Annotated in this window: 10 protein-coding genes; 6 read left to right on the plus strand and 4 right to left on the minus strand. The window is 73.4% G+C overall.

The window, feature by feature from the left end; translation table 11 throughout:
• Window positions 1-71 precede the first annotated feature (71 nt).
• From BUE44_RS01740 to BUE44_RS01750, 3 genes are all read right to left on the minus strand, one after another.
• Window positions 72-1,283: a pyridoxal phosphate-dependent aminotransferase gene (locus BUE44_RS01740; protein ID WP_073492827.1), complete on the minus strand. Its 1,212-nt coding sequence runs from the start codon at window positions 1,281-1,283 to the stop codon at window positions 72-74.
• Window positions 1,284-1,304: 21 nt separating this feature from the next.
• A complete protein-coding gene (locus tag BUE44_RS01745; RefSeq protein WP_079189440.1) occupies window positions 1,305-2,960 on the minus strand; it encodes an N-acyl-D-amino-acid deacylase family protein in 1,656 nt (551 codons plus the stop codon).
• Between the two features lie 79 nt (window positions 2,961-3,039).
• The gene (locus BUE44_RS01750) at window positions 3,040-4,314 is read right to left on the minus strand and encodes an alanine racemase (RefSeq protein WP_073492829.1); all 1,275 of its coding nucleotides are present in this window, start codon (window positions 4,312-4,314) and stop codon (window positions 3,040-3,042) included.
• Window positions 4,315-4,493: 179 nt separating this feature from the next.
• On the opposite strand from BUE44_RS01750, the gene BUE44_RS01755 reads away from it, so the two are divergent.
• From BUE44_RS01755 to BUE44_RS01765, 3 genes are read left to right on the plus strand one after another with little or no spacing between them, the layout of a single operon-like run.
• Complete coding sequence (locus BUE44_RS01755; protein WP_073492832.1) at window positions 4,494-5,540, plus strand: sugar kinase; 1,047 nt, start codon at window positions 4,494-4,496, stop codon at window positions 5,538-5,540.
• Window positions 5,537-6,346 (plus strand): IclR family transcriptional regulator, encoded by an 810-nt coding sequence (locus BUE44_RS01760; protein WP_073492834.1) that lies wholly within the window; start codon window positions 5,537-5,539, stop codon window positions 6,344-6,346. Before BUE44_RS01755 ends, BUE44_RS01760 begins: the two co-directional genes overlap by 4 nt.
• The gene (locus BUE44_RS01765; protein WP_073492836.1) at window positions 6,343-6,750 is read left to right on the plus strand and encodes a RidA family protein; all 408 of its coding nucleotides are present in this window, start codon (window positions 6,343-6,345) and stop codon (window positions 6,748-6,750) included. The genes BUE44_RS01760 and BUE44_RS01765 overlap by 4 nt, the downstream gene beginning before the upstream one ends.
• 93 nt (window positions 6,751-6,843) lie before the next feature.
• Here BUE44_RS01765 and BUE44_RS01770 read toward each other — a convergent pair whose 3' ends face one another.
• A complete protein-coding gene (locus BUE44_RS01770) occupies window positions 6,844-8,394 on the minus strand; it encodes a chitinase (protein ID WP_073492838.1) in 1,551 nt (516 codons plus the stop codon).
• A gap of 268 nt (window positions 8,395-8,662) precedes the next feature.
• Here BUE44_RS01770 and BUE44_RS01775 point away from each other — a divergent pair, with 268 nt between their 5' ends.
• Genes BUE44_RS01775 through BUE44_RS01785 form a run of 3 tightly spaced genes read left to right on the plus strand, consistent with a single transcriptional unit; the run spans window position 8,663 to window position 11,832 of the window.
• Window positions 8,663-9,511, plus strand: a complete 849-nt coding sequence (locus tag BUE44_RS01775) for a hypothetical protein (protein WP_200804303.1) — start codon at window positions 8,663-8,665, stop codon at window positions 9,509-9,511.
• A 12-nt stretch (window positions 9,512-9,523) separates the two neighbouring features.
• Complete coding sequence (gene cpaB / locus BUE44_RS01780) at window positions 9,524-10,252, plus strand: Flp pilus assembly protein CpaB (RefSeq protein WP_073492840.1); 729 nt, start codon at window positions 9,524-9,526, stop codon at window positions 10,250-10,252.
• Entirely contained in the window at window positions 10,249-11,832 is a 1,584-nt protein-coding gene (locus tag BUE44_RS01785) for an AAA family ATPase (RefSeq protein WP_073492842.1), read from the plus strand. Before cpaB ends, BUE44_RS01785 begins: the two co-directional genes overlap by 4 nt.
• Window positions 11,833-12,094 lie beyond the last annotated feature (262 nt).

The following is a 12,094-nucleotide window of genomic DNA, read 5'->3' on the forward strand; positions in this document are numbered from 1 at the left end:
CCTGGGGGGAGAACGGAGCGCTCAGCCCACCACCGGCCGGTGGTGGGCTGACGCGGCTCACGCCGAAGCCGCTACGGCTGGGAGTAGCTGTCCAGGAACCGGCCGATGCGGCCGATCGCCTCGGTCAGGTCCTCCGCGCGCGGGAGCGTGACGATGCGGAAGTGGTCGGGCTCGATCCAGTTGAAGCCGGTGCCGTGGACGATCATGATCTTCTCGGCCCTGAGCAGGTCGAGGACCATCTGGCGGTCGTCCTTGATCTTGTAGACCTGCGGGTCGAGCCGCGGGAAGGCGTAGAGCGCGCCCTTGGGCTTCACGCAGGTCACGCCGGGGATCGCGGTCAGAGCCGCGTACGTGGCGTCCCGCTGGGCCGCGAGGCGGCCGCCGGGCAGGACCAGCGAGGTGATCGACTGGTGGCCGCCGAGCGCGGTGGCGATCGCGTGCTGGGCCGGCATGTTGGCGCACAGCCGCATGTTGGCCAGGATCGTCAGGCCCTCGATGTAGCTGCCCGCGTGCGTCTTGGGGCCGCACACCGCCATCCACCCGCTGCGGTAGCCCGCCACCCGGTAGGCCTTGGACAGGCCGTTGAAGGTGAGGGTGAGCAGGTCGGGGGCGATCGCCGAGGTCGGGGTGTGCGTGGTGTCGTCGTAGAGGATCTTGTCGTAGATCTCGTCGGAGCAGACCACGAGCCGGTGGCGGCGGGCGATGTCGGTGAGCCCGCGCAGCAGCTCGTCGTCGTAGACCGCGCCGGTCGGGTTGTTCGGGTTGATGATGACGATCGCCTTGGTGCGGTCGGTCACCTTGCGCTCGATGTCGGCGAGGTCCGGCATCCAGTCGGCCTGCTCGTCGCACCGGTAGTGCACCGCCGTGCCGCCGGCCAGCGCGACCGACGCGGTCCACAGCGGATAGTCCGGCGCGGGCACCAGCACCTCGTCGCCGTCGTCGAGCAGCGCCTGCATCGACATCTGGATCAGCTCGGACACGCCGTTGCCGAGGTAGATGTCCTCGACGTCCAGCGGGATGCCCTTGGTCTGGTAGTGCTGCATCACCGCCCGCCGCGCCGACAGCAGACCCTTGGCATCGCCGTAGCCGTGCGCGTCCTTCAGGGTGCGCAGCATGTCCTCAAGGATCTCGGGCGGGCACTCGAACCCGAACCCGGCGGGATTCCCGGTGTTCAGCTTGAGGATGCGGTGTCCGGCCGCCTCCAGCCGCATCGCCTCCTCAAGAACCGGACCCCGGATCTCGTAACAGACATTTGCGAGCTTCGTGGACTGGATCACCTGCATGCCGGTCACCTTACGGGCACGTTACGTCCGCCGCGCGGTGTTTTTCGCCACCTGGGGGACGCCGGAGGCGGCCCGCCGCGGCGGTCGGGGTGCCGTGTCGGGGCGGGGCGGGCAGGACGCGCCGCGTACCGACCGTCCCGCCAGGACGTCCGTGCGGCGGCCGTCCTCGATGACGAAGCGGCCGTCGATCAGGACGTGCGGGATGCCGGTCGGCAGGCGGCGCGGCCGCTCGTAGGTGGCGCCCGACGCGACGGTCGCCGGGTCGAAGAGGACCAGGTCGGCGCGGTGGCCCTCGCGGATCAGGCCGCGGTCGGAGAGGCGCAGGCGGGCGGCGGGGCGGCCGGTCAGGTGGGCGACGCACTCCTCCAGGGTGAGGACGCCGAGCTCGCGCACGTAGTGGCCCAGGTAGTGCGGGAAGGTGCCGTACGCCCGCGGGTGCGGCTTCGCGCCGTGCAGGATGCCGTCGGAGCCGGCCGTGTGGGTGCGGTGCCGCATCACCGTACGGACGTTCCGCTCGTCGCCGACGTGCTGCAGGATCGTCGTCCCGAGCCGGTCGGCCAGCAGCAGCGCGCGGGCCGCCGGCCAGCCGCCGAGGCGGGTGCCGACCCGGTCGGCCAGAGCCGGGTCCGCGGTGCCCGACACCTCGATCGTGGACCAGTCCATCGGCACCCCGTGGCTGCCGTCCGACCCCTCGACCTCCAGGGCGTGCCTGATGCGCTCGGCCGTGGGCGCGTCGCGCAGCCTGGCCAGCGTCGCCTCGGGGCCGCCGACCGCCGCCCAGCTGGGCAGCAGCGCGGCCAGCGTCGTGCAGCCGGCCGTGTACGGGTAGCTGTCCAGCGTGATGTCGGCGCCCTCCGCCAGCGCCTTGTCCAGCACGTCGAGCAGGTCGGCGGCGCGGCCCGCGTTGACGTCGAAGTTCATCGTGGCGTGCGCCAGGTGCAGTGGGCAGCCGGCGTTCCTGGCGACCGCGATCATCTCCTCGTACGCCCGCAGGGCGCCGGCGCCGTACGAACGGTGGTGCGGGCAGTAGTAGCCGCCGTGGTCGGCGACCACCCGGCACAACTCGGTCAGCTCGGCGTCCGGCGCGTACATCCCCGGGGTGTAGGTCAGCCCCGACGACATCCCCACCGCGCCCTGCGCCATGCCCTCGGCGACCAGCCGCTTCATCTCCCGCAGCTCGTCCGGCGAGGCCGGCCGGTCCTCCCAGCCCACCGCCATCATCCGGACGGTGCCCTGCGGTACGAGATAGGCCGCGTTGACGGCGACGCCGGCGTCCAGCCGGTCCAGGTACTCCCCGACCGTGCGCCAGTCGAACACCACGCCCGAGCCGTCGCCGTTCCACCCGGCGATGAGGGTGCGCAGGGTGTCGAGGGTGCGGTCGTCGGCGGGCGCGTACGACAGGCCGTCCTGGCCGAGGACCTCCAGGGTGACGCCCTGCGCCGCCTTCGCCTCGTGGGCCGGGTCGGTGAGCAGGGCCAGGTCGCTGTGCGCGTGCATGTCGATGAAGCCGGGCGCGAGCACGAGCCCGCGCCCGTCGATCACCCGGCCGCCGGTCAGGCCCCTGCCGCTGCCGCGGCGCACCTCGACGATCCGCCCGCCCGCGACGGCGACGTCCCCCGTGAAGCCGGGCGCCCCGCTGCCGTCCACGACGCGGGCGCCCCGCACCACCAAGTCCAAGCCCATGCCGGTGACCCTACGTCCCCCGACCAGCCCCTTCCCCGGCTGCCGGGACCTTCCGTCCTTTTCCGGCGGACGGCTAGAAGAAGGTGCGGACGTAGTCCGTCACGATGCCGTCGGGGGTGGCGACGGGGATGAGCGGCCATTTGTCGAAGGTGGTGCAGGGGTGCGAGAGGCCCAGGGCGACGAGGTCGCCGACCTCCAGGGCGTCGTCCGGCGGGACGGAGAGCCACAGGTGCTGGTCGGAGATGCCGCTGACGCGCAGCTCGGGGGGTGCGGGGCGGAGCCCGGCGGGGGAGTGGACGGCCACCGGCGTCGGGAGCCCGAGGTCGTAGGGCGCGTCGCGCTTGCCCGCGTTGAGGAAGGCCTGCCCCGGCGCCGGCCGGGAGACGACCTGCGCCCAGAGCCGGAAGGCCGGTTCGAGGCGCCCAGGCACCCGGGTGAAGGGCGTCACCCGGGCATAGTGCGCGTCATCGTGCGTGACGTAGGCCCCGGACCGCAGCAGCGGCAGCACGGGCGCCGACATCGCGCCGATGCCCCCGAAGACGTCCGCGACCGCGTCGAACCACGCCGAGCCCCCCGCGCTGATCACGATCCGCTCCGCGTCCGCGAAGGCGCCGCTCCGGTCCAGCTCCGCCGCGAGCGCGACCAGCCGCCGCAGCCAGGCCCGTACCCGCTCGGGATCGGCGTCCGGCACCTCGCCCTCGTAACCGGCCACGCCGACGAGCCGCAGCCGGTCCGCCGCCCCGACCGCGGCGGCCACGGCGGCGCAGTCCGCCTCCGTACGGGCCCCGGTCCGCGCGCCGGGCCCGGCGCCGAGTTCGACGACGACGTCGACCCGCCGCCGGGTCCCCGCGGCGAGCAGCACCTCGTTCATGAGTTGGACGCCGCGGACCGAATCGACGTAGCAGACGAACGCGAAGTCCGGGTCGGCGTCCAGTTCCGCGGCGAGCCAGCGCAGCGCCGCCGGGTCGACGAGCTCGTTGGCGAGGAAGACCCGGGGGATGCCGAAGGCGCGGCAGACGCGTAGCTGGTGGGGCACGGCGACGGTGATGCCCCAGGCGCCGCGCTCGAGCTGGCGGGCGAAGAGCTGCGGGGCCATCGACGTCTTGCCGTGCGGGGCGAAGGCGAGGCCGTGTTCGGTGGTCCAGCCTTCCAGCACGGCGAGGTTGTGGTCGAGGGCCGCGGCGGACAGCACGAGCAGCGGGGTGGTGAAACCGCCGTCGGCGAGGGTGCGCCGCTGGTCGGCGAGCTCGCCGACGGTGAGCCCTTCCGCGTCCGGCGGCAGGCCCTTGAAACGGTGGTCGATCCGTTCCTCGCGCAGCGCGGCGACCCGTTCGGCGACGACGTCCATGCACCCTCCGTAGCCCGCGAGACGTTGCACAATATGCAACGGCCATTGCGTATCGTGTTTCGAGCTGTCTAACATCCGGGCCTGTGCCTGGTCAACGGCGCGGACCCTGTACCGCGGGCCCGGACCGCAGGCCCGTTCCGCGGACCCGTACCCCCAGCCCTACCCCAGTGAGAGCGAGCATGAGCGTGACGCCGAGCGTGGACGTCGTATGCCTGGGGGAGTCCATGGTCACCTTCGTGCCGGGCAGCGCCGGGCGGCTGGCCGACGTCCCCGCCTTCCACCGGTCCATCGGCGGCGCCGAGTCGAACGTCGCGTGCACCCTGGCCCGTACCGGCCACAGCGTCCGCTGGGTCAGCCGGGTCGGCGCCGACGGCTTCGGCGACCACCTGGTGGAGACCATCGCCGGATCCGGTGTCGACGTCAGCGCGGTCCAGCGCGACCCGCACCGGCCCACCGGCGTCTACTTCCGTACGGCGGGCGAGCGCGCCACCACGCTGGACGCGGCCCCGGGACGCGCCGAGGTCGTCTACTACCGCAAAGGCTCCGCCGCCTCCGCGCTGTCGCCCGCGCTGGTGCAGCGCAGGGACGTGTGGGCCGGGCGGGTGCTGCACCTGACCGGGATCACCTGCGCCCTGTCGGCCACCTGCAAGGCCCTGATGCGGCGGCTCACCCACCGCGAGCCGGGCCGCCCCCTGGTGTCCTTCGACGTCAACCACCGGCCCGCGCTGTGGCACGGCGCCGACCCGTGGCTGCTGGCCGAACTCGCCCGCGGCTGCGACCTGGTCTTCGTCGGCGAGGACGAGGCCCAGGCCGCCTGGGGCCTGGCGGACGCCGACGCGATCCGCGCCGCGCTGCCAGAGCCGGCCACCGTCGTGGTCAAGCAGGGCGCGGGCGGCGCCACCGTCTTCAGCGGCGGCGAGCGGGTGCACGTACCGGCGCCGGCGGTCGACGTGGTCGCCCACGTGGGCGCGGGCGACGCCTTCGCCGCCGGCTTCCTGTCCGCGACCCTGCGCGGGCTGCCGCCGCGCGACCGGCTGCGGCACGGCCACCTGCTGGCCGCCGCCGCGCTGACCGCCCCCGGCGACCTCGCGCCGCCGCCCGCCCGCGCGCACGCCGACGCCCTTGCCGCGCTGGACGACACCGCATGGGGCAGACTGCGACTCGGCCCCGGCTGGACGGACCGGGGCGAGGACCGGGACCGGGACGAGGAGGTGGTGGGACGGTGAGTCAGACGGTCGACCGCGCGCTGAGCATCCTGCCGCTGCTCGCCGAGGGGCCCGCGAGCCTGGAACAGGTCGCCACCCGGCTGGACGTGCACAAGTCCACCGCGCTGCGGCTGCTGCGTACGCTGCACGACCACGGCCTGGTCTACCGCCAGCAGGACCAGCGCTACCGGCTCGGCGCCCGGCTGTTCGCCCTCGCCCAACAGGCCGTCGAGGCCCTGGACATCCGCGGCATCGCCCACCCGCACCTGGCCGCACTGAACGAACGCACCGGCCACACCGTGCACTTGGCCGTCTACGAGCAGGGCGAGGTCGTCTACATCGACAAGGTGGAGAGCCGCTACCCGGTCCGCATGTACTCCCGGATCGGCCGCCCGGTCGCCATCACGGTCGCCGCCGTCGCCAAACTGCTGCTCGCCGACCTGCCGGAGCCGGAGCGCCGGGCGGTCGCCGAAGGCCTCGACTACCCGCGCTACACCCCGCGTTCGACGCCGGACGCCGCCGCCTTCCTCGCCGAGCTGGCCCGGGTACGCGACCAGGGCTGGGCCTGCGACCTCGGCGGCCACGAGGAGTCCATCAACTGCGTCGGCGCCCCGCTGCACGGCCCCGACGGGCGGGTCTGCGCGGCCATGTCGGTGTCGGCGCCCAACGTGGTCGTCACCGCCGAGGAGTTGCTGCGGCTGCGGCCGCTGATCCTGCGGACCGCCGAGGCGATCGGGGCCGAGCTGTCCGGCGTCGCCGGCCCGTCCTCCCGTGCCGCCGCCCCCGCTGCTGCCTCCCCTTCCGTCACGAAAGGCGCGACCCGATGACCACCGCCAAGACCGCGATCACCCCGCCGACCCACACCGCGCCCCCGGCGAGGTTCTCGCACGGCGTGCGCAAGGGCGCGATCCTCCAGGTCGCGGGCCAGGTCGGCTTCCTGCCCGCCATCGAGGGCCGTCCGCCGACCCCGGCCGGCCCCACCCTGCGCGCCCAGGTCCTCCAGACCCTCGCCAACGTCCAGTCGGTCCTGGAGGCCGGGGGCGCGTCCTGGGAGGACGCGGTCATGGTCCGCGTCTACCTGACGGACACGGCGCACTTCGCCGAGTTCAACGAGCTCTACGACGCGTACTTCGCCGCCCTCACCGAGCCCCCGGCCGCCCGCACCACCGTCTACGTGGGCCTCCCGGCCGGCCTCCTGGTCGAGATCGACGCGATGGCCGTTCTGGCCTGATCTCCGCGGGGCGCTGTCCGTGGGGCGAACACGCCCCTGAGGACTCGCTCGCCCGGCAGGGCACGGCTCGTGACCTGCCGGGCGAACCGCCGGTTACGGCAGGGCGTGGACGTGCGGGCCGACGCCGTTGGACCAGGTGTTCCCGGCGGAGGCGTCCCAGTTCGTCGACCAGGTCATCGCGCCGCCGATGCCGGGCCAGGTGGTGGACGGGTGGAAGGTGCCGCAGCCGGTGCCCTTGGCGAGGCAGTCCAGGGCGTTGTTGACGACGGTCGGGCTGACGTAGCCGGAGCCGGCCGCGCTGGTGGAGGCGGGGGTGCCGATGCCGACCTGGGACGGTGACAGGCCGGCCTGGATCGCGGTGCAGGCCAGCGTGGTGATGAAGTCCACCGAGCCCTGGCTGTAGACGCCGCCGTCGCAGCCGTTCATCGAACCGCTGTTGTAATACTGCGTGTTGACGATGGTCAGGATGTCCTTGACCTTCAGCGCGGTGGCCAGGTAATCACTGCCCGCCGACAGCATGTCGATCGTCTGCGGCGCCATCGTGATGATCAGGCCCGAGCCGGCCTTGGCGCTCAGCGCCCGCAGTGCCTGCGGCATGTAGGTGGAGTCGATGCCGTTCTCCAGGTCGATGTCGACGCCGTTGAAGCCGTACGTCTGCATCAGCGAGTAGACGCTGTTGGCGAAGTTGGTGGCCGACGCCGAGTCCCGTATCGAGATCGTGCCGTTCTGCCCGCCGACCGAGATGATCACCTTCTTGCCCGCAGCCTGCTTGGCGGCGATGTCGGCCTTGAACTGCGCGACGCTGTAGCCGAGCGACGGGTCGAGCGTGAAGGACACCGCGCCGGGCGTGGTCGTCGCGTCGGCGAAGGCCACGGCGATGATGTCGTACTGGCTCTGCACCTGCGCGATGGTCTGCACGGTGGCGCCGTTGTTGAAGTTCTGCCAGTAGCCGGTGACCTTGTGCTTGGGCAGGCCTCCCGACGGCGGGGTGGTCGGCGGCGTCGTGGGCGGGGTGGTCGGGGGAGTGGTCGGCGGGGTCGTCGGAGGAGTGGTGGGCGGGGTGGTCGGCGGCGTGGTGGGCGGGGTGGTGGAGCCGCCGGGGCCCGTCAGGGTGATGTCGTCGGCGAAGTACGCGGGCTGGGCGTACCAGCCGTGCGTGTAGACGGTCACCGAGTGCGTGCCGGCGCCGGTGGTGAAGTTGACGCTGAGCTGCTGGTAGGAGGACGCGCTCGGCGTCCAGGTCGACGGGTCGGTGCCGCCGGTGCCGGTGGCGCCGATGTAGACGTAGGAGCCCTGGACCCACGCGCTGAGCGTGTACTGGGAGTTGGGCTGCACGCTGACGGTCTGCGAGCACTGGCCGGTGTCGCTGCTCGACGGGGTGGCCTTGAGCGCCCCGGACCCGGAGTGCACCGGGCTGGAGACGGCGGCGCCGCTGCCCGCGGTGCAGGTCCAGTTCGAGAGCCCGCTCTCGAAGCCGGGGTTGGCGACGAGGTTGGTGGTCGCGGCACTCGCGTCGCCGACGGTGGCGACGGCCACGCCCGCGCCGATCACCGCCGCCGCGCTCAGTGCGGCGACCGTACGCTGCCTGACGGTCGGTCTGCGGTGTGTCCTGCCGGCTCGATTCGCGTGCGATGCACGTTCCACGACTGCCTCCTGGGGGCAAGGAGTGGGGGGGGGTGGTGGGAGTGCGGGTGACCGGGAAGTCCGGGCAGGCCCTCGGGATTACCGGGATGGCCCGGTAAGGGAGAAAGTTGGTCCAGACCAATTGGGTTGTCAAGACCTCTTGCGGACAGCCGCCGTTCACCATTGCCGATCCGCAACTTTGCGCACCCGATCCGCTACACATCGATAAGCTGACGAGCGAAAATCGCCAGGCCGCAGGGCCGAACCGGCGGAAAGGAGGAGGTTCCGGATGCTGGACGTCATCACGGTCACGACGGACGACCTCGCGCTTCCGCTGGAGGAGCACGTGACGCGGATCGCGTCCGCGCTGGACGCCCACGGCCATGTCGTCGCGCTCGCCCCGCCCGAGCCCGACGACCCGGTCCGCCGCCGCCTGCACACCGTCCGATCCGCCCTGGAGGCCGACCGGTTGGCGATCGTGCCGCTGACCCTGCCGCCGCTGGCCAGGGCGTTGCTCGGCGAGCAGCTGCGCCAGCTGGCCGGCACCGACCTCGGGCCCGGCGTGCTCGCCGGCGCCGCCCGCCTGCTGTCGTACTACCTGCACTCCGGCGCGCTGCTCGGCTCGGTCGCCAAGCTCGACCGGGTGCCGGTCGGCGTCGGCACCCACGTCAAGTCCCTCGTGCCCGGGCGGCACTTCGCGGTCCTCGCGCACCCCGAGCCCTACCTCGGCGAGGCCGAGCCGACCGCGATCCCGCCGGGCCCCGGCTACCAGACGCAACTCGCGGTGGCCGGCAAGGGCCTCGACCCCGGCTGGATCACCGGCCCGCTGGCCGCCGCCTGGCACTCCCAGCACCTGCGCGAGGTGCCGCTGCCGCCGGACTCGGCCCGCTGGTGGGGCACCGCCAAACTGGTCGAGTTCACCGCCTACATCGCCGACGTCGGCATGCTCTACCAGCTCGTCACCTCCGTGCGGCGCGACACCTGCACCTGGTGCGGGCTCGAAGTCATCGGCGACCAGTGCCTGTTCTGCGCCACCCGGCTCGCGGAGCGGCAGGCCCCGGCCAAGCACGCCGCCGACCACCGCGGCCGCTCCGTGGAGACCCCGCGCCGCCCCCAACTCGAACCCCACAAGCGATAGGTCCGCCCGCACATGAACTCACGTCAGCGCCGTGGTGCCGTCCTCCTGGTGGTCTCCGCCGTGTGCGCGGTCGCCGCCTTCGCCGGGGTGCTCGCCGTCGTCAACGACGCGCGGTCGCAGGTCGGGGAGAAGGTCACGGCGTACGAACTGTCCACCGACATAGCCGCGTACCAGCAGATCGGCGGCGCCGACATACGGCGGATACAGGTCCCGTCGCGCTGGCTGCCGGACACCGCGGTCCGCGACCTCGGGCAGGTGCAGGGCAAGATCGCCGCGGTGGCGCTCAAGAAGGGCTCGCTGCTGCAGACCGACATGGTGGCCGCCCGGCCCGAACTGCGGCCGGGCCAGATGGAGATCGCCATCATGATCGACGCGGAGACCGGCGTCGCCGGCAAGATCACCCCGGGCGCCCGGGTCAACATCTTCGCCACCTTCGCCGGCCGCAAGGACACCGACCCCGACCTCTCGCGCATCATCGTCGCCGGCGCCCAGGTCATCGACGTCGGCGAGATCAAGGCCTTCGACAAGAGCGCCGACGCGCAGCGGCTGTCCACCGAGGGCGTGCCCATCACCTTCGCGCTGGGCGCCGAGGACGCCCAACGCGTCGCCTACGCCGAGTCGTTCGCCGAACACGTACGTCTCGCCCTGGTGGCCCCCGGCGACACCGCCGCACCCCCGGACACCAGCCGCACCTACACGCTGTCCGGGGACACCGCCGGCAGGGGAGGCGGCCGCCCGTGACCGTACGCATCGTCGCCGCCACCTCCGACGCCGACGCCGCCCGCGCCCTTACCGGCCTGCTCGGCCAACTCCCCGGCGCGGAACCGGCACCCGCGCTGCACGACTCCACCGGCCTGCTCGAACTGCTGGCCGGCGCCGCCGAGTCGGGCTTCGACGAACTGCCCGAAGTCGTCATCGTCCACGAGGCGATCGGCCCGATGCCCGCGCTCGACCTGGTCCGCGACATCGCGCTGCGCTACCCCGCGGTCGGCGTCGTCCTGCTCACCGGCGACCCCGGCCCCGCCGCACTGGCCGCCGCGATGAATTCCGGCGCCCGAGGCGTCATCGGACTCCCGCTGTCCTACGACGAGTTGGGCGCCCGCGTCGACGCCGCCGCCACCTGGGCCGCCGGCGTCCGCCGCCACCTCGGCCCGCAGCGCGCCGCCCTGCCCGCGGTCGCCGGCGGCACCCTGGTCGCCGTCGCCGGGGCCAAGGGCGGCGTCGGCACCACCGTCACCGCCATCCACCTCGCCCTGGCCGCCCACGCGTCGGGCCGCTCCACCGCCCTGGTCGACCTCGACCTCCAGGGCGGCGACGTCGCCTCCTACCTCGACGTGCAGTTCCGCCGCTCGGTCGCCGACCTCGCCGACATCGCGGACGTCTCCTCCCGCGTCCTCCAGGACGCCATGTACGTCCACGAGTCGGGCCCCGCCCTGCTGCTCGCCCCCGCCGACGGCGAGCGCGGCGAGGACGTCACCGACCGGGCCGCCCGCCTCGTCCTGACCGCCCTGCGGCAGCGCTACGAAGTCGTCGTCGTCGACTGCGGCACCCAGATGACCAGTGCCAACGCGGCCGCCGTCGAGGTCGCCGACACCGCGGTCCTGGTCACCACGCCCGACGTGGTGGCGGTCCGCGCCGCCAAGCGCATGGTCCGCATGTGGGACCGCCTCCAGATACGCAAACCCCAGGACACGACCACGGTCGTCAACCGCCACACCCGCTCAACGGAGATCCAGCCGAGCCTGGTCGGCCGCATCACCGGCACGCGTATCGCGGCCTCGGTCGTCCCCGCCGCCTTCCGCGAACTCCAGCCCGTCATCGACGCGGGCCGCCTGCACGACCTCGACACCCGCTCCACCGTCAAGGCCGGCATCTGGTCCCTGGCGGGCGAGCTGGGCCTGGTCACCGGGGCGGCGCTGCCGGCGGCCCGCACCAGGAAGTCCCGCCGCGGCGGCGGCGACCGCGGCCAGGTCACCCTGGAGACGCTGGGGATGACGCCGATCATCCTGGTCACCCTGATCCTGGTCTGGCAGGCGGTACTGGCGGGCTACACCTTCACCCTGGCCGGCGACGCGGCCGACGCGGCGGCGCGGGCCGCCGCCGTGTCCGACTCCCCGCGGGCCGCGGGCGACGAGGCCGCCCGCAGCGACCTGCCCGGCGCGTGGTCGGGCGACGCCAAGGTCGACGCCCAGAGCAACTTCGACGGCACCGTCGAGGCCACCGTGACCCTGCATGTCCCGGTCCTCTTCCCCGGCGTCATCAACTTCTGGCTCCCCGTCCACGGCCACGCCAAGACCGTCGACGAACGGCCCGACCGATGAACACCGCCTCCGGCGGGGTTCCCCCGCACTCCCGGGTCCCCCTCTCCAGGGCCGCGGCCCTGCCCCGCTCCTCTGCGCCCCCGGTCACCGGCCGGTGGTCCGGTGCGGACCGGGTTGCCTCTTCCGGCCGGTGGCGGCGTGCGGCTCGTGGTGGGCTGGTGGCGCCGTTCCTCGCGCCCCTGAGGGGTGCTCTTGCGCTGGTGGGTGCGCACCGGGGGCGCGGGGAACTGCGCGCTCAACCGGTCACCGGCGTGGGGCCCGG

Source organism: Actinacidiphila paucisporea (assembly GCF_900142575.1).
Classification (GTDB): domain Bacteria; phylum Actinomycetota; class Actinomycetes; order Streptomycetales; family Streptomycetaceae; genus Actinacidiphila; species Actinacidiphila paucisporea.

Coding starts and splice junctions, on each gene's coding strand:
- BUE44_RS01775 (WP_200804303.1), top strand. CDS start 8,663: ATGCTGGACGTCATCACGGTCACGACGGACGACCTCGCGCTTCCGCTG.
- BUE44_RS01750 (WP_073492829.1), bottom strand. CDS start 4,314: ATGGACGTCGTCGCCGAACGGGTCGCCGCGCTGCGCGAGGAACGGATC.
- BUE44_RS01765 (WP_073492836.1), top strand. CDS start 6,343: ATGACCACCGCCAAGACCGCGATCACCCCGCCGACCCACACCGCGCCC.
- BUE44_RS01740 (WP_073492827.1), bottom strand. CDS start 1,283: ATGCAGGTGATCCAGTCCACGAAGCTCGCAAATGTCTGTTACGAGATC.
- cpaB (WP_073492840.1), top strand. CDS start 9,524: ATGAACTCACGTCAGCGCCGTGGTGCCGTCCTCCTGGTGGTCTCCGCC.
- BUE44_RS01755 (WP_073492832.1), top strand. CDS start 4,494: ATGAGCGTGACGCCGAGCGTGGACGTCGTATGCCTGGGGGAGTCCATG.